This window comes from Bordetella petrii, from assembly GCF_020991325.1.
In the GTDB taxonomy this organism is placed as follows: Bacteria; Pseudomonadota; Gammaproteobacteria; order Burkholderiales; family Burkholderiaceae_B; genus Bordetella_A; species Bordetella_A petrii_E.
Map to the genome: position 1 here is coordinate 1 of NZ_JAJMLX010000086.1, position 16114 is coordinate 16114.

The window sequence follows — 16114 nt, forward strand, 5'->3', positions numbered from 1 at the left end:
AGCGCGCCAGGCGGGTGCCCAGGTCGCCGCAGCCCGCCAGCAGTACGCGCTGCCCGGCCATGGCGGCTACATGCCGCTGTAGACGGGGCCTTCGCCGCCTTGCGGCGCCACCCACACGATGTTCTGCGTGGGGTCTTTGATGTCGCAGGTTTTGCAGTGCACGCAGTTCTGCGCGTTGATCTGCAGGCGGTCGTCGCCGTGGTCGTCTTTGACGAACTCGTACACGCCGGCCGGACAGTAGCGCGATTCGGGGCCGCCGTACTTGGCCAGATTCACCGCCACCGGCACAGTGGGGTCTTTCAGGGTAAGGTGGACGGGTTCGTTTTCGTCGTGGTTGGTGTTCGAGATGAATACCGAACTTAGCTTGTCGAACGTGAGCTTGCCGTCCGGCTTGGGGTAGTCGATGCGGGCGCATTCCGACGCGGGCTGCAGGCAGGCGTGGTCGGGCTTGGTGCGATGCAGGGTCCAGGGAATGTTGCCCTTCAGTACCAGTTGTTCGATGCCGGTCATCAGGGTGGCGATGGTGCGGCCCTTCTTGAACCACTGCTTGAAATTGCGCGCCTTGTTCAGTTCCGTGTGCAGCCAGGACGCCTGGAAGGCTGCGGGATAGGCCGGGAGTTCGTCGTGGCTGCGGTCGGCGGCGACGGCTTCGAAGGCGGCCTCGGCGGCCAGCATGCCGGTCTTGATGGCGGCATGGCTGCCCTTGATACGCGAGGCGTTCAGGAAGCCGGCCTCGCAGCCCACCAGCGCGCCGCCGGGGAAGGTGAGCTTGGGCAGCGACAGCAGGCCGCCGGCGGTAATGGCGCGCGCGCCATAGGCAATGCGCTTGCCGCCTTCGAAGGTGGGGCGGATCGCCGGGTGGGTTTTGTAACGCTGGAATTCATCGAACGGCGACAGCCAGGGGTTGGCGTAGTCCAGGCCCACCACCATGCCCACGGCCACCAGGTTGTTGTCCAGGTGGTACAGGAACGAGCCGCCGTAGGTGTCGGCGTCCAGCGGCCAGCCGGCGGTGTGCACCACCAGGCCGGGCTTGGATTGCGCGGGATCGACTTCCCACATTTCTTTCAGGCCGATGCCGTAGGCCTGGGGGTCGCGGCCGTCGTCGAGCTTGTAGCGCTCGATGAGCTGGCGGCCCAATTGGCCGCGCGAGCCTTCGGCGAAGATGGTGTAGCGGGCCAGCAGTTCCATGCCGGGCTGGTAATGATCGGTGTGCGAGCCGTCGCGCGCGACGCCCATGTCGCCCGTGGCGACGCCGCGCACCGCGCCGTCTTCGGTATACAGCACTTCGGCGGCCGCGAAGCCGGGGAAGATCTCGACGCCGGCCGCTTCGGCCTGTTCGCCCAGCCACTTCACGACGTCACCCAGGCGCACGATGTAATTGCCGTGGTTCTGGAAACAGGCCGGCAGCATCCAGTTGGGCGTGCTGCGCGAGCCGCTGCGGGTCAGGAACAGGAACTGGTCCTGGGTGACCGGCACGTTCAGGGGGGCGCCTTTTTCTTTCCAGTCGGGGATCAGCTCGGTCAGGGCCAGCGGGTCCATGACGGCGCCGGAAAGAATGTGCGCGCCGAGTTCGGCGCCTTTTTCCAGCACGCATACGCTCAGTTCGCGTTCTTGTTCGGTGGCCAGCTGTTTCAGGCGCAGCGCGGCGGCCAGGCCGGCAGGTCCGCCGCCCACGACCACCACGTCATATTCCATTGACTCGCGTTCAGACATTACAGCAATCCCCTCTATGTGCCTTTGGTCATGCAAGGAAGTATTATCGGCGATTGTATTGCAGCCGGCCGGCCGATGCCCCGGCGCACCGATTCACCCACAGGAGCTCCCATTGATCCGGGACCAACAACCCGCCCGAAACCTTGAAGTCGGCGATTGGCACCAGGCCGACGTGCCGATGCGCTGGGGCGATTCCGATGTCTTCCAGCACATGAACAACACGGTCTATTTCCGCATGATGGAAGAAGCCCGTCTACAGATGCTGCGAGGCGGGGACTGGTCGCCGCCGCCGGGCCAGGGGTTCATCCTGGCCCACGCCTCATGCGACTTCCTGCGCGCGTTCACCTATCCATGTACCGTGCGGGTTACGCACCGGGTCACCCGCATCGGGCGTTCCAGCCTGGAAACCGACCTGCTGCTGGACAAGGTGGGCGACGACTCCGGACCCTACGCGCGCGGCCGCACCGTGCTGGTGTGGATGGATTACACGACCAACCGTTCGACGCCGTGGCCGCCCGAAGTGCTGCAATGCCTGGGCACACAATGCGCGCCTGCCGCGCAAGCCGTTAAAATCGGCCAAAACTAGATCGCGACAGGGCGCGCCACCCCTTGCAGCCGCGCCTTTTCAATTTCGAACTTCACTAGGAGCTGGAGAAATGGACAAAGTGTATGCAAGCGCCGCCGAGGCGCTGGCAGGCATCGTCGAGAACGGCCAGATGATCGCCGTGGGCGGTTTCGGCCTGTGCGGCATTCCTGAAGCGCTGATCGCGGCGCTGCGCGATTCTGGCGTCAACAACCTTACCTGCGTCAGCAACAACGCCGGGGTGGACGGCTTTGGCCTGGGCCAATTGCTGAATACGCGCCAGGTTCGCAAAATGATCGCCTCGTACGTGGGGGAGAACAAGGAATTCGAACGCCAGTACCTGTCGGGCGAACTGGAACTGGAATTCACGCCGCAAGGCACGCTGGCCGAAAAGCTGCGCGCGGGCGGCGCCGGCATTCCGGCGTTCTTCACCCGCACCGGCGTGGGCACCATGGTGGCCGACGGCAAGGAACTGCGTGAATTCGATGGCCAGCAGTACGTCATGGAACGTTCCCTGACGCCCGACGTATCGTTGGTGAAGGCGCATATCGCCGACCGCAGCGGCAACCTGGTGTTCCGCAAGACGGCCCGCAATTTCAACCCCAACGTGGCCATGGCCGGCAAGATCACCGTGGTGGAAGTGGAGCAGATCGTCGATACCGGCACGCTGGACCCCGACCAGATCCATCTGCCCGGCATCTATGTGCACCGCATCGTGCTGAACGCCCAGCCCGAGAAGCGCATCGAACAACGCACCACCCGCCCGGCCTAAGGAGAACACGACATGGCATGGTCCCGCGATGAAATGGCGGCTCGCGCCGCGCGCGAGCTGCAAGACGGCTTTTATGTAAACCTGGGCATCGGCCTGCCCACGCTGGTTGCCAACCACGTGCCCAAGGGCGTCGAGGTCTGGCTGCAATCCGAGAACGGCCTGCTGGGCATCGGCCCGTTTCCCACCGAAGACGAGGTCGATGCCGACCTGATCAATGCCGGCAAGCAAACGGTTACCACGCTGCCGGGCTCGTCCATCTTTTCCTCGGCCGATTCCTTCGCGATGATCCGCGGCGGCAAGATCAACCTGGCCATCCTGGGCGCCATGCAGGTGTCCGAAAAAGGCGACCTGGCCAACTGGATGATTCCCGGCAAGATGGTCAAGGGCATGGGCGGCGCCATGGATCTGGTGGCCGGTGTGGGCAAGGTGGTGGTGCTGATGGAGCACGTGGCCAAGAAGAAGGACGGCACCGAGGACATCAAGCTGTTGCCCGAATGCACGCTGCCCCTGACGGGCGTGGGCGTGGTCAACCTGATCATCACCGACCTGGGCGTGATGGAAGTGGGTGAAAGCGGCCTGAAGCTGCTGGAACTGGCGCCCGGCGTGACAGTGGATGAAATCCAGGCCAAGACGCAGGCCCGCCTGGATGTGTCTGGCGTGTAAACCCAGGCGCGGTCCCGCTTGGCTAAAACCCTGCTTCGGCAGGGTTTTTCGTTTCAGGCTTCGGACAATTCGCCTGCCAGGGCCGCCATCAGCCCGGCCGCTGGCAATTCGCGCGCCAGCGGCGCGCCCTGGCCGGCCCACTGCGCGGCAAATTCGTGGTTGCCGTGCCTGGCCGCGGCCGCGTTCAACTGCTTGGCGGCGTCATACGCAACGGGATAATCGGCGGGTGGCGGGCTGCCGGCGGCCTCGCCGGCGGCGATCAGGCGGTTGACCATGCCGCGCGCCGGCCGGCCCGACAGCACGCTGGTCAAGAGGGTGGTGGCGGCGCGCTCGCTCTTCAAGTTGGCGCGGTAGGCATCATTGGCGGACGATTCCGGGCACAGTACGAATGCCGTGCCCAATTGCGCGGCCGCGGCCCCCAGGTCCAGCGCGGCCTTGATGCCTTGCCCATCCATGATGCCCCCGGCGGCGATCACCGGCAGGTCGGTGTTCCGCGCCAGCAGGCGCACCAGCACGGTGGTACTGAGGCGTTCGTCGACCGCGGCGGGGTCGAACATGCCGCGGTGGCCGCCGGCTTCTATTCCCTGCGCCACGATGGCGTCGATGCCGGCCTGCTCGATGCGGTAGGCCTCGTCCAGGTTGGTGGCGGTGGCCATGGTGTAAATGCCCGCCTGGCGCAATGCCCGCAGATGGGAGGCGGCCGGCAAGCCGAAGTGGAAGCTTGCCACGGCGGGCCGCAGTTCGAGCAGCAATTCGAGGGCCTCGCCGTCGCCGACGAAAGACTTGTAGATTTCATGCAGGTTAGTCGGGGGCGTGGCGCCCGCCTCGGCGTACAGCGGGGCCAGGTGGGCCAGCCAGGCGGCTTCGCGCGCGGCATCGCGCCGGGCCGGAGCGTGGCAGAACACGTTGACGTTGAAGGGCTTCGCGGTCAGGGCCTGGGTTGCCTCGATGGCCTGCCTGGCCTGGGCCACCGTGCTTGCGCCCAGGCCCAGCGAACCCAGTCCGCCGGTATTGGATACCGCGGCCGCCAGGCTGGGCGTGGATACGCCGGCCATGGGCGCCTGGATGATGGGATGCCGCAGGCCCAGCCGGGCCAGGAACTGTTGCGATGCGCTCATGGTGCTTCCTTTATTAAAGGGGGCATGATTTATTCTTTATTTGAGAATATTATAATAATTCAATTCTTAAATTGAGAACATCATGGATTCCGAATCCTTGAAAATCTTCAGTTCGGTGGCGGCTGAACTCAGCATTACCCACGCGGCCGCCCGCCTGGGACGCGCGGCTTCCAATGTAAGCACGCGCATCCAGCAACTGGAAGCCGATATCGGCGCCGACCTGTTCGTGCGTTCCGGCAAGCGCCTGGCGCTGTCCGCCGCGGGCGAGCGCTTCCTGGACTACGCGCGCCGCCTGCTGGCGCTGGAAGACGAGGCCCGCCACGTGGTCACCGGCGGACGCGATGGCGGCACGCTGCGCATTGGCGCCATGGAAAGCACCGCCGCCAGCCGCCTGCCGGCCTTGCTGGCCGGCTACCACGCGCGCCATCCCGCCACGCGCCTGGAGCTCAGCACCGGCCCGTCGCGTCCGCTGCTGGAACAAGTGCGCACCGAACGCATCGACTGCGCGTTCGTCGCGCTGCCGCCCTCGTTCGAGGGGGCGGCCACGCTGTATGAGCTGGGTTTGGCATGTGTGCCTGCCTGGCGCGAAAGCCTGTGCCTGTTGCTGCCCGCCAGCGAAGCGCGCGCACGCCGCGCCGCCGACGTCCGCGCGCGCTGCCTGGCCGCGTTCCCGCAAGGCTGTACCTACCGCGGCATCGCCGAAGACCTGCTGGGCGTGGCCGGATCCATGGACTGGAAGGTGCGCGAACTGGCGTCATACCACGCCATGATCGCGAGTGTCGCCGCTGGCGGCTGCGTCACGCTGCTGCCCGCCAGCGTGCTCAAGCTGGCGGGCACGTCCGCCGCGATGAAAACGCTACCGGCCGGGCATGCCGACACCCTGCTCGTCTGGCGCGAAGGCTACGACGTTCCGGCGTTCCGTCAATTGCTGAACCAGTTGGACGAGGGAACACGATGACTGCTGCCCGGCGCGCGCCCCATTGGCGCTCGGCCGTCGAGGCTGCCCTGGTCCTGGCCGTGGGCATGGGGTTCGGCCGCTTCGCCTTTACCGCCGTTTTTCCGTATATGGTCGAAGAGGGGGTACTGAGCCTGGCCACTGGCAGCCTTGCGGCTTCGGCCAACTATGCTGGCTACCTGCTGGGCGCACTGCTTGCCGTGCGGGCGCGGGCGCACCACGCGCACCACCTGTGCCTGGGGGCGATGGCCGGCACGGCTGTCTGTCTGGCGATACTGGCGCTGCCGTTTCCCGCCTGGGCCGTGGTGGCGGTGCGAGGCCTGGCCGGGGCATTCAGCGCGCTGTCGATGGTGGCCGCCTCGCTATGGCTGCTGGAACAGCGGGCGCAGCCGCGCGGGGCGCCATTGCTGTATGCGGGCGTAGGGTTCGGCATCGCCTTGTCGGCGGAATTGCTGGTACTGGGCACGCGCGCCGGCCTGCATAGCCCCGGCATGTGGCTGGTGCTGGGCATCGTGGCCCTGGCGGCAGGCCTGGCGGCGGTTCCCGGACTGCTTGCCGGCCCGCCCTTGCCGCGCATGGCCAGCGCCACGCCCGCCGGACCGGCGCCCGCGGCGGTGGCGGCCTGGCCGCTGGTCATCCTCTACGGCCTTGCCGGCCTGGGATACATCATCACGGCTACGTATCTTCCCGTGCTGGTGCGCGCCGCCTTGCCCGGCCTGAACCCCGCGCACGTCTGGGCCGTGTTCGGCCTGGGCGCCGTGCCGTCCTGTTTTCTCTGGCATCGCATCCATGAGCGGCTGGGCACCCGCCGCGCCCTGCAACTGAACCTGGTGGTGCAGGCCGCGGGCGTGGCGCTGCCGGCCCTGGCCCAGTCGGCAGGCAGTTATCTGCTCAGCGCCTTGCTGGTGGGTGGAACATTCATGGGCACGGTCACCATCGCCATGCCCGCCGCACAGCGGGTGGCGCGTAAAACGGGCGCCAATCTGCTGGCCACCATGACGCTGGTCTACGGTATCGGGCAAATCGCCGGGCCCGTCCTGGCGGAAGGGCTGCGTGCGCAGGGCCTGGGGTTTTCTGGTTCGTTGCTGGCGGCTTGCGCGGCACTGGCGTTTTCCGCCCTGATCGCGCAGCGTCTGTAACGGCCGGCGTGGTGTGCCGGGCGCACAGGCCGCGCATGGGCTGGCGGCAAGTCAAGGGTAATCCCGGAGTATGAAAGTAAATTTTCTTCTCTAAAATTCTGATGTAAACATATTTACATCAGCCGGCTGCGCCCGGCCCGCCGCAGCCACACTACCCATGTCCCAGGCCCCTCAGTCTGTCGCCGCCCGCATTGCCCGCGCCCAGCCCGCTTTCAGCCGCGCCCAGCATCGCATGGCCGAATACGTGCTGGCCCACCAGTTCCGCGTGGCCACCATGACGATCGACGAGTTCGCGGCCGCGGTGGGCGTATCGGTGGCATCGGCCAACCGCTTCGCCCGGGCGCTCGACCTTCCCGGCTATCCGCAGTTCCGTGCCGAACTAGCGCGCGGCTTCGAGGCGGCGCTCGAGCCCGTGGAAAAGCTGCGTGTCGAGCTGGCCCATTCCGCCACGGCGGCCCAGGTGATGGCGGCCACGCTGGAAGAAGACATCCGCAATGCCCAGCGCACGCTGCAGGGCCTGGATGCCGATGCCTGCGAACGCGCGGTCGATATCGTGCTGGGCGCCGAGCGTGTCTTCATCATCGGCTTCGGCGCCAGCGGCTTCCTGGCCGGCCTGCTGCAGCGCGGCCTGTGCATGCATCTATATGCCTGCGAATCACTGGCCGGGCCCGGCGGCGTGTCGCATGCGGCGCGCCAACTGGCCCGCATGACCGAGCGCGACCTGATCATCGCCATCGGCTTCCCGCGCTACCTGGCCGATACCGTCACGCTGGGCCGTGCCGCGCAGCAGTCCGGGGTGCCGGTGCTGGTGCTTACCGACAAACCCACTTCGCCGCTGGCCCCGCTGGCCACGGTGGCGCTGTATGCGCACAGCGCGCGGCAACTGTCCGCCAATTCGGAAACCGCGGCCCTGGGGCTGGTGGAAGGCTTGGCGGCCGCGGTGGCCCACCGGGCCAAGAATTCAATCCAGGCCGCGGCGGGCGTGACGCAATCCGTCATGCCGTGGCTATTTCATGGTGCAGGAGCAGGAAAGAGATGATTCAGCCGGTAATCGCGATTCACGGCGGGGCGGGGGCAATGTCGCGCGCCGCGATGTCGCCCGAAAAAGAGCAGGAATACCTGGCGGCCCTGAATGGCATTCTGGCCGCCGGCCAGGCCGTGCTGGCTGGCGGCGGCAGCGCGCTGGACGCCGTGACCGAGGCCGTGCGCCTGCTGGAAGACTGTCCGCTGTTCAACGCCGGCCATGGCGCCGTATTCACCAGCGCGGGCACGCATGAACTGGACGCGTCCATCATGGACGGCGCCACGCTGCGTTGCGGTGCCATCGCCAACGTCAGCCAGGTGCGCAATCCGGTGCTGGCGGCCCGCAATGTCATGGAGCACAGCAAGCACGTGTTCTTTGTGGGCGAGGGCGCCGAAGCGTTCGCCCGCGAGCAGGGGCTGGAACTGGTAGACCCGTCGTACTTCTCGACCGAGGCGCGCCGCGAGCAATTGCTGCGCGTGCAGCGCGAGAACCCCGAGGCGGCGGTCCTGGATCACGACGGACAGGCATTGGTGGCGCGCGGCCAGCCGGCGCCTGCCGATCCGCTGGATGCCGACAAAAAATTCGGCACCGTCGGCGCCGTGGCCGTGGACGCGCAAGGCAACGTGGCCGCGGCCACGTCCACGGGCGGCATCACCAACAAACAGGTGGGCCGGGTCGGCGATGCGCCGTTGATCGGCGCCGGCTGCTACGCCAGCAACCGCAGTTGCGCCGTGTCCACTACGGGTACGGGCGAGATGTTCATCCGCGCGGTGGCGGCCTACGACGTGGCGGCGCAAATGGAATATGGCGGCGCCACGCTGCAGGCGGCCGCCGATCGCGTGGTGTTCGACACCTTGCCCGCAATCCAGGGCAAGGGCGGCCTGATCGCCGTCGACACGCAAGGCAATGTGGTCCTGCCGTTCAATACGGAAGGCATGTATCGAGGCTATGCCCGCGTGGGCGAGCCTCCGGCGGCCGCCATTTATCAGTGACCGCCGGGCAATTCCGCTGCCGCAAGGCAGCCCGCAGGGGATGAAGAATTATGGTTGATCGCGCAAGCAGCCTGGCGCTGCCTGACAATCGCGTGGTTCAGGTCAGCGACCTGAGTGTGCGTTTCTCGACGTCGGAACGCACGGTGGACGCGGTGCGCAATCTGTCGTTCCACGTCGATCGTGGCGAGACACTGGCCATCGTGGGCGAGTCCGGGTCGGGCAAGTCGGTCACGTCGCTGGCGCTGATGCGCCTGGTGGAGCATGGCGGCGGCAAGATCATCGGGGGCAGCATGTTGCTGCGCCGGCGCGCGGGCAGCGTGGTCGACCTGGCGCGCGCGCCGGGTTCCATCATGCGCGGCATCCGTGGCGCCGATGTGGCCATGATCTTCCAGGAACCCATGACGTCGCTGAACCCGGTGTTCACGGCGGGCGACCAGATCGCCGAGTCGATCCGGGTGCACCAGGGCAAAGACAAGGCCAGCGCGCGCGCCGAGGCGCTGCGCATGCTGGAACGGGTGCGCATACCCGAAGCGCGCCAGGTGCTGGACCGCTATCCGCACCAGTTGTCGGGCGGCATGCGCCAGCGCGTCATGATTGCCATGGCCCTGTCGTGCAAGCCGCAGTTGCTGATCGCCGACGAACCCACCACCGCGCTGGACGTGACCATCCAGGCGCAGATCCTGCAGTTGATTCGCCAGTTGCAGGAAGAAATGGACATGGGCGTGATCTTCATCACGCACGACATGGGCGTGGTGGCCGAAGTGGCCGACCGCGTGCTGGTGATGTACCGCGGCGACAAGGTCGAAGAAGGCGGGTCGGACGCGGTGTTCCACGAGCCCCGGCATTCGTATACCCGCGCGCTGCTGTCGGCCGTGCCGCGCCTGGGCGCCATGGAAGGCACCGACCTGCCGGCCAAATTCCCCTTGCTGCGGGTCGATACCCAGCATGAAGCTCCCGCCATCGCGCCGCACGATACGCTGCGCGAAGACGCGCAGCCCATCCTGCGCGTCAAAGACCTGATCACGCGCTTCGATGTGCCCAGCGGCCTGTTCGGCCGGGTCAAGCGCCGGGTGCATGCGGTAGAAAAAGTCAGTTTCGATCTCTACCCGGGCGAGACCCTGGCCTTGGTGGGCGAATCGGGTTGCGGCAAGTCCACCACGGGCCGCTCGCTGCTGCGCCTGGTGGAAAGCCAGAGCGGCGCCATCGAGTTCGGCGGCCAGAACATCCGCGACCTGCCGCCTAGCACGTTGCAGGGCCTGCGCCGCAATATCCAGTTCATTTTCCAGGATCCGTTCGCCTCGCTGGACCCGCGCGTCACGGTGGGTTTCTCGATCATGGAGCCGCTGCTGGTGCACGGTATCGCCAAGGGCGAGGCGGCGCGCCAGCGCGTGGCCTGGTTGCTGGAAAAAGTCGGCCTGCCGGCCGAGCATGCCAGCCGCTATCCGCACGAGTTCTCCGGCGGCCAGCGCCAGCGCATCGCCATCGCGCGCGCCCTGGCCCTGAACCCCAAGGTGGTGGTGGCCGACGAGTCCGTGTCGGCGCTCGATGTGTCCATCCAGGCGCAGATCGTCAACCTGATGCTGGACCTGCAACGCGACCTGGGCGTGGCGTTCCTGTTCATTTCGCATGACATGGCGGTGGTCGAACGCGTCAGCCACCGCGTGGCCGTGATGTACTTGGGGCAGATCGTGGAAATCGGCCCGCGCCGCGCCATTTTCGAGAACCCCCAGCATCCCTACACGCGCAAGCTGATCTCGGCGGTGCCCATCGCCGACCCGGCGCGCCGCCACCTGAAGCGCGAACTGTTGTCGGATGAGATTCCCAGCCCCATTCGGGCCGTCGGCGATGAACCGGTGGTCCAACCGTTGGTGCAAGTCGCGCCGCGGCATTTTGTTGCCCGGCATCGCATTGCCGGTGCCTATTGATACAGCAAGCCGTCTGTACACCCCCAAGGAGCCTGTCCATGAATAAACGTGTTGATTCGCTGTTCCAGAGGAAAACTCTGGCGGCCAGCCTGCTAGCGCTGTCGGCCCTGACTTGCGGCAGCGCCGCGTTCGCGGCCAAGGATGTCGTGCTGGCCCTGAGTTCGCAGGCCGAGACGCTCGACCCCTACAACACCAACACCACCCTGACCACGGCGGTGACCAAGTCGTTCTACGAAGGCTTGTTCGAATTCGACAAAGACCTGAAGATCAAGCCGGTGCTGGCCGAAAGCTACGAAGTATCGCCAGACGGCCTGGTGTACACCTTCAAGCTGCGCCAGGGCGTGAAGTTCCACGACGGCACCGATTTCAACGCCGACGCCGTCAAGGTCACCCTGGAACGCGTGCTGGACCGCAACAACAGCCTGGCCCGGTTCAACCAGTTCAACCGCGTGGACAAGGTGGAAGTAGTCGACCCGTACACGGTGCGCATCACGCTGAAAGAGCCGTTCGCGCCTTTCATCAACTCGCTGGCGCATGCTTCGGCGGCCATGATCTCGCCCGCCGCCCTGAAGAAGTACGGTAGCAAGGACATCGCCTTCCACCCGGTGGGCACCGGCCCCTTCGTCTTCGACAGCTGGAAGCAGACCGACTACGTCAAGGGCAAGAAGTTCGACGGCTACTGGAAGAAGGGCTATCCCAAGGTCGACACCATTACCTGGAAGCCCGTGCTGGAAAACAGCACCCGCGCCGCCATGCTGCAAACGGGCGAGGCCGATTTCGCCTACACGCTGCCCTATGAACAGGCCGCGCTGCTGAAGAAAAGCGACAAGCTGGACGTGCTGACGGGCGATTCCATCATCACGCGCTATATCAGCTTCAACGTGCAGCACAAACCGTTCGACAACGTGAAAGTGCGCCAGGCCATCAACTACGCCATCAACCGCGAAGCGCTGGCCAAGGTGGCATTCGCCGGCTACGCCTTCCCCGCCCAGGGCATCGTGCCGCAGGGCGTGAAGTACGCGTACAAGATGGATCCGTGGCCGTACGACCCCAAGAAAGCCAAAGAACTGCTGGCCGAGGCCGGCTACCCCAACGGGTTCGAATCGGTGCTGTGGGGCGGCTACAGCAACAGCACCACCCAGAAGGTGCTGCAGTTCCTGCAACAGCAACTGCGCCAGGTCGGCGTGAAAGTGCAGGTGCAAGCCCTGGAAGTGGGCCAGCGCACCGAAATGGTCCAGTCCGCGCCGGATCCTGCCACCGCCCCGGTGCGCATGTACTACGCGGGCTGGTCGGCTTCCACCGGCGAAGCCGACTGGGCCCTGCGTCCGCTGCTGGCGTCGGAGTCCTTCCCGCCCAAGCTGAACAACACCGCGTACTACAAGAACGACCTGGTCGACGGCAACATCGCCAAGGCCCTGCGTTCGGTGGACGAGGGCGAGAAGGCCAAGCTGTACCAGCAAGCCCAGGAACAGATCTGGAAAGACGCGCCGTGGGCAGCCCTGGTCACCGAGAACATGCTGTACGCCCGCAGCAAGAAGCTCGACGGTGTCTACGTGATGCCCGACGGCAACATCAATTCCGGCGAAATCTCGATCTCCGAGTAAGCCTGTCGGCCTAACGACGAAACACGGCCACTGCGCGCGCGGGCCCATGCCGGCGCGCGCAGGGCCGATCAGGTTGCAAAATGCTGAATTACTTCCTCAAGCGGTTGATGGGCCTGGCGCCCACCCTGCTGATCGTGGCGGTCCTGGTATTCCTGTTCGTGCACATGCTGCCCGGCGATCCGGCGCGCCTGGCCGCCGGGCAGGACGCCGATCTTGAAACCGTCGAGCTGGTGCGCAAGGAACTGGGGCTGGACAAGCCGCTGCCCGAACAGTTCGTGCGCTTCTTCACCAATATCGTGCAGGGCGACCTGGGCACGTCCATCCGCACCCGCCGGCCGGTGTCCGTGGAAATTGCCGAACGGTTCATGCCCACGCTGCTGCTCACCCTGGCCAGCATGGTGTGGTCGGTGGTGTTCGGCATGGCCATCGGCATTCTTTCGGCCGTGTTCCGCAACCGCTGGCCCGACCGCCTGGGGATGACGCTGGCTGTCTCGGGCATATCGTTTCCGGCCTTCGCGCTGGGCATGTTGCTGATGCAGGTGTTCTCGGTGAACCTGGGCTGGCTGCCCACCGTGGGCGCCAGCAGCTGGCAGCACTACATATTGCCGTCCATCACGCTGGGCGCGGCGGTGGCCGCGGTGATGGCGCGCTTCACCCGCGCATCGTTCGTGGAAGTGATCCAGGAAGATTTCGTGCGCACGGCCCGTGCCAAGGGCCTGCGTGAAAAAGTGGTCATCATCAAGCACTGCCTGCGCAATGCCCTGATTCCCGTGGTAACGATGATGGGCCTGCAGTTCGGCTTCCTGCTGGGCGGCTCCATCGTGGTCGAGGCGGTGTTCAACTGGCCCGGCCTGGGACGGCTGCTGGTCGACTCGGTGAACATGCGCGACTACCCCGTCATCCAGGCGCTGGTGCTGCTGTTCTCGCTGGAGTTCATCCTGATCAATCTGGTCGTGGACATGCTCTATGGCTATATCAACCCCACCATTCGCTACAAGTGAGGCGGCCATGACGCAAACCACCGCCGCAAACAACACCGCCACCGCCGCTCCCACCCAGGTCCGCACGCCGTGGGGCGAGTTCTGGCGCAAATTCCGCAAGCAGCACGTGGGCGTGGGCGCCCTGGTGTTCGTGCTGCTGCTGGTGCTGGTCGCCATCCTTGCGCCCTGGATCAGCCCGTACGACGCCGAGAATTACTTCGACTACGACATGATCAATACGGGTCCGTCGGCCGCCCACTGGTTCGGCGTGGATCCGCTGGGCCGCGACATCTTCAGCCGCATCCTGATGGGCGCGCGCATTTCGTTGTCCGCCGGTTTCCTGTCGGTGCTGCTGGGCGGCCTGATCGGCACCGCCCTGGGCCTGCTTGCCGGCTACTACGAAGGCTGGTGGGACCGCATCACCATGCGCATCTCGGATGTGCTGTTCGCCTTTCCCGGCATTCTGCTGGCCCTGGGCGTGGTGGCGGTGCTGGGCAGCAGCATGACGAACGTGGTGGTGGCCGTGTCGGTGTTCAGCGTACCCGCGTTCGCGCGCCTGGTGCGCGGCAATACGCTGGCCCTGAAAAACCTCACCTACATCGAGGCCACCAAGAGCATCGGCGCGTCCGACTGGACGATCCTGATGCGCCACATCCTGCCCGGCACCATCTCGTCCATCGTGGTGTATTTCACGATGCGCGTGGGCACCTCCATTATCACGGCGGCCAGCCTGTCGTTCCTGGGCATGGGCGCGCAGCCGCCCACGCCGGAATGGGGCGCCATGCTGAACGAGGCGCGCGCCGACATGGTCAACGCGCCGCACGTGGCGTTGTTCCCCAGCCTGGCCATTTTCTTCACGGTGCTGGCGTTCAACCTGCTGGGCGACGCCTTGCGCGATGCCCTGGATCCCAAAATCGACCGCCTGTAGCCCTGGATGGAAAACCAATCGATTCTTCCTCGCGTCGGCGTGCTGCCCGCGGGGCCGCTGGACGCCATCAGCGACGTGCGCGGCGTGACGGTGGGGCATTGCACCCTGGCCGAAGGCGCGCTGCAGACAGGCGTCACGGTGGTGCGCCCGCATGCGGGCGATGTGTACCGCGACAAGGTGCCCGCCGCGGCCGTCGTGCTGAACGGCTTCGGCAAAAGCACCGGCCTGGTCCAGGTGCAGGAGCTGGGCCTGCTGGAAACCCCCATCGCACTGACCAACACCTTCGGCGTGGGCACAGTCGCCAATGCGCAGGTAAGGGCGGCCATCGCGGCCAACCCGGCCATAGGCCGCGAATGGCCCACCGTGAACCCGCTGGTGTTCGAGTGCAATGACGGCTACCTGAACGATATCCAGGCCCTGGCCGTGCAGGAAGCGCACTATGCGCGGGCCCTTTCGGCCACCGACGCGCGCTTCGCGCAGGGGTCGGTGGGGGCGGGGCGCGGCATGTCGTCGTTCTCGCTGAAGGGCGGCATAGGCTCGGCCTCGCGCGTGGCCGAGATCCAACCCGGTCAGCGCCATACCGTGGGCGCGCTGGTGCTGGCCAATTTCGGCCGCCTGCCCGGCCTGACCATCGCCGGCCGGCCGTTCGGCCGTGAACTGGCCAGCCTGCAGGACCGCCAGCAGGCCGCCGAGTCCCGGCAGCCGGAACAGGGTTCCATCATCCTGCTGGTGGCCACCGACGCCCCGCTGGATGCGCGCCAGCTGCGCCGCGTGTCCCTGCGCGCCGGGGCCGGCCTGGCCCGCACCGGTTCGGTGTTCGGCCATGGCAGCGGCGACATCGCGCTGGCGTTTTCCACGGCCTATACGGTCGCCCACCTGGCCGAGCGCGGCATGCCCGCCGTGGCCATGCTGCACGAGACCCGTATCGACCCCTTGTTCGAGGCGGCCGCCGAGGCCACCGAACAAGCCATTGTCGCGGCCTTGTGGCATGCCGAATCCGTTACCGGGCGCGACGGCCACCGGCGCGCCTGCATCCGCGAAGCCGCGCCGCACTGGCGCGAATGGCTGGCCCGCACCGAACTCTAGTGCTCCGCCCCCCGGGGGGCGGCATATCCTGGTGACAAACCCATGAAAATCCTGATTTCCACCGACATCGAAGGCGTGGCGGGCGTGTTCCACGCCGAGCAGGTCCGCCCCGGCAACGGCGAATACGAGCGTGCTCGCGCCTGGATGACAGGCGAGGCCAATGCCGCCATCCAGGGGGCTTACGCCGGCGGCGCCGACGAAGTGCTGGTCAACGACTCGCACGGCGGCTTCCGCAACCTGCTGCCCGACGCCCTGGACGAACGCGCCCGCCTGGTGCTGGGCAAGCCGCGCTACCTGGGCATGATGGGCGGCCTGGAAGAGGCCTGCGACGCGGTTTTCATGATCGGCTACCACGCCCGCTCGCAGGCGCGCGGCATCCTGGCCCACACCATCAACAGCTTTGCCTTCGCGCGCGTGTTCATCAACGGCACCGAATTGGGCGAAGCCGGCCTGTACGGCGCGCTGGCCGGCGAGCTGGGCGTGCCGGTCATCCTGGCCAGCGGCGACGATGTCTTCATTGCCGAGACCCGGCACCTGTTTCCCCAGGCGCAGTGGGTGCAGACCAAGGTGGCGCACGGGCAGGGCAGCGGCGCCACGCTGTCGCCGGCGGCCGCCCGCGATGCCATTGCGGC

General features: G+C 66.4%; 15 protein-coding genes. 13 read left to right on the forward strand and 2 right to left on the reverse strand.

The window, feature by feature from the left end:
• Positions 1-66: 66 nt before the first annotated feature.
• Positions 67-1713 carry an electron transfer flavoprotein-ubiquinone oxidoreductase gene (locus tag LPZ50_RS10940; RefSeq protein ID WP_230661271.1) on the reverse strand — a complete coding sequence of 549 codons (1647 nt, stop codon included), beginning with the start codon at positions 1711-1713 and terminating at the stop codon, positions 67-69.
• A 112-nt stretch (positions 1714-1825) separates the two neighbouring features.
• Between LPZ50_RS10940 and LPZ50_RS10945 the strand changes: the two genes are divergently transcribed.
• From LPZ50_RS10945 to LPZ50_RS10955, 3 genes are all read left to right on the forward strand, one after another.
• Entirely contained in the window at positions 1826-2299 is a 474-nt protein-coding gene (locus tag LPZ50_RS10945; protein WP_230661274.1) for an acyl-CoA thioesterase, read from the forward strand.
• Positions 2300-2369: 70 nt separating this feature from the next.
• Positions 2370-3068 (forward strand): CoA transferase subunit A, encoded by a 699-nt coding sequence (locus tag LPZ50_RS10950; RefSeq protein ID WP_230661277.1) that lies wholly within the window; start codon positions 2370-2372, stop codon positions 3066-3068.
• Positions 3069-3080: 12 nt separating this feature from the next.
• On the forward strand, positions 3081-3731 hold the full coding sequence (locus tag LPZ50_RS10955; protein ID WP_230661280.1) for a CoA transferase subunit B: 651 nt from the start codon (positions 3081-3083) through the stop codon (positions 3729-3731).
• A gap of 53 nt (positions 3732-3784) precedes the next feature.
• Here the strand turns inward: LPZ50_RS10955 and LPZ50_RS10960 are convergent, their stop codons facing one another.
• On the reverse strand, positions 3785-4849 hold the full coding sequence (locus LPZ50_RS10960; RefSeq protein WP_230661283.1) for an NAD(P)H-dependent flavin oxidoreductase: 1065 nt from the start codon (positions 4847-4849) through the stop codon (positions 3785-3787).
• 82 nt (positions 4850-4931) lie between these two features.
• Here LPZ50_RS10960 and LPZ50_RS10965 point away from each other — a divergent pair, with 82 nt between their 5' ends.
• The 10 genes from LPZ50_RS10965 to LPZ50_RS11010 all read left to right on the forward strand — a co-directional run.
• Entirely contained in the window at positions 4932-5807 is an 876-nt protein-coding gene (locus tag LPZ50_RS10965; RefSeq protein ID WP_230661285.1) for a LysR substrate-binding domain-containing protein, read from the forward strand.
• Positions 5804-6943: a YbfB/YjiJ family MFS transporter gene (locus tag LPZ50_RS10970; protein WP_230661287.1), complete on the forward strand. Its 1140-nt coding sequence runs from the start codon at positions 5804-5806 to the stop codon at positions 6941-6943. Before LPZ50_RS10965 ends, LPZ50_RS10970 begins: the two co-directional genes overlap by 4 nt.
• A gap of 157 nt (positions 6944-7100) precedes the next feature.
• A complete protein-coding gene (locus tag LPZ50_RS10975) occupies positions 7101-7982 on the forward strand; it encodes a MurR/RpiR family transcriptional regulator (RefSeq protein ID WP_230661289.1) in 882 nt (293 codons plus the stop codon).
• Positions 7979-8959, forward strand: a complete 981-nt coding sequence (locus LPZ50_RS10980; RefSeq protein ID WP_230661291.1) for an isoaspartyl peptidase/L-asparaginase family protein — start codon at positions 7979-7981, stop codon at positions 8957-8959. The genes LPZ50_RS10975 and LPZ50_RS10980 overlap by 4 nt, the downstream gene beginning before the upstream one ends.
• A 50-nt stretch (positions 8960-9009) precedes the next feature.
• The gene (locus tag LPZ50_RS10985) at positions 9010-10884 is read left to right on the forward strand and encodes a dipeptide ABC transporter ATP-binding protein (RefSeq protein WP_230661293.1); all 1875 of its coding nucleotides are present in this window, start codon (positions 9010-9012) and stop codon (positions 10882-10884) included.
• 38 nt (positions 10885-10922) lie between these two features.
• On the forward strand, positions 10923-12488 hold the full coding sequence (gene gsiB / locus LPZ50_RS10990) for a glutathione ABC transporter substrate-binding protein GsiB (RefSeq protein ID WP_230661295.1): 1566 nt from the start codon (positions 10923-10925) through the stop codon (positions 12486-12488).
• 80 nt (positions 12489-12568) lie between these two features.
• The gene (gsiC, locus tag LPZ50_RS10995; protein ID WP_230661297.1) at positions 12569-13489 is read left to right on the forward strand and encodes a glutathione ABC transporter permease GsiC; all 921 of its coding nucleotides are present in this window, start codon (positions 12569-12571) and stop codon (positions 13487-13489) included.
• Positions 13490-13496: 7 nt separating this feature from the next.
• The gene (gsiD, locus tag LPZ50_RS11000) at positions 13497-14396 is read left to right on the forward strand and encodes a glutathione ABC transporter permease GsiD (RefSeq protein ID WP_230661299.1); all 900 of its coding nucleotides are present in this window, start codon (positions 13497-13499) and stop codon (positions 14394-14396) included.
• Between the two features lie 6 nt (positions 14397-14402).
• Positions 14403-15482, forward strand: a complete 1080-nt coding sequence (locus tag LPZ50_RS11005) for a P1 family peptidase (protein ID WP_230661301.1) — start codon at positions 14403-14405, stop codon at positions 15480-15482.
• A gap of 42 nt (positions 15483-15524) precedes the next feature.
• Positions 15525-16114: M55 family metallopeptidase (locus tag LPZ50_RS11010; RefSeq protein ID WP_230661303.1), on the forward strand; the 590-nt coding region annotated here is incomplete at its 3' end.

Coding starts and splice junctions, on each gene's coding strand:
- LPZ50_RS10940 (WP_230661271.1), bottom strand. CDS start 1,713: ATGTCTGAACGCGAGTCAATGGAATATGACGTGGTGGTCGTGGGCGGC.
- LPZ50_RS10950 (WP_230661277.1), top strand. CDS start 2,370: ATGGACAAAGTGTATGCAAGCGCCGCCGAGGCGCTGGCAGGCATCGTC.
- LPZ50_RS10955 (WP_230661280.1), top strand. CDS start 3,081: ATGGCATGGTCCCGCGATGAAATGGCGGCTCGCGCCGCGCGCGAGCTG.
- LPZ50_RS10960 (WP_230661283.1), bottom strand. CDS start 4,849: ATGAGCGCATCGCAACAGTTCCTGGCCCGGCTGGGCCTGCGGCATCCC.
- LPZ50_RS10965 (WP_230661285.1), top strand. CDS start 4,932: ATGGATTCCGAATCCTTGAAAATCTTCAGTTCGGTGGCGGCTGAACTC.
- LPZ50_RS10970 (WP_230661287.1), top strand. CDS start 5,804: ATGACTGCTGCCCGGCGCGCGCCCCATTGGCGCTCGGCCGTCGAGGCT.
- LPZ50_RS10975 (WP_230661289.1), top strand. CDS start 7,101: ATGTCCCAGGCCCCTCAGTCTGTCGCCGCCCGCATTGCCCGCGCCCAG.
- LPZ50_RS10980 (WP_230661291.1), top strand. CDS start 7,979: ATGATTCAGCCGGTAATCGCGATTCACGGCGGGGCGGGGGCAATGTCG.
- LPZ50_RS10985 (WP_230661293.1), top strand. CDS start 9,010: ATGGTTGATCGCGCAAGCAGCCTGGCGCTGCCTGACAATCGCGTGGTT.
- gsiB (WP_230661295.1), top strand. CDS start 10,923: ATGAATAAACGTGTTGATTCGCTGTTCCAGAGGAAAACTCTGGCGGCC.
- gsiC (WP_230661297.1), top strand. CDS start 12,569: ATGCTGAATTACTTCCTCAAGCGGTTGATGGGCCTGGCGCCCACCCTG.
- gsiD (WP_230661299.1), top strand. CDS start 13,497: ATGACGCAAACCACCGCCGCAAACAACACCGCCACCGCCGCTCCCACC.
- LPZ50_RS11005 (WP_230661301.1), top strand. CDS start 14,403: ATGGAAAACCAATCGATTCTTCCTCGCGTCGGCGTGCTGCCCGCGGGG.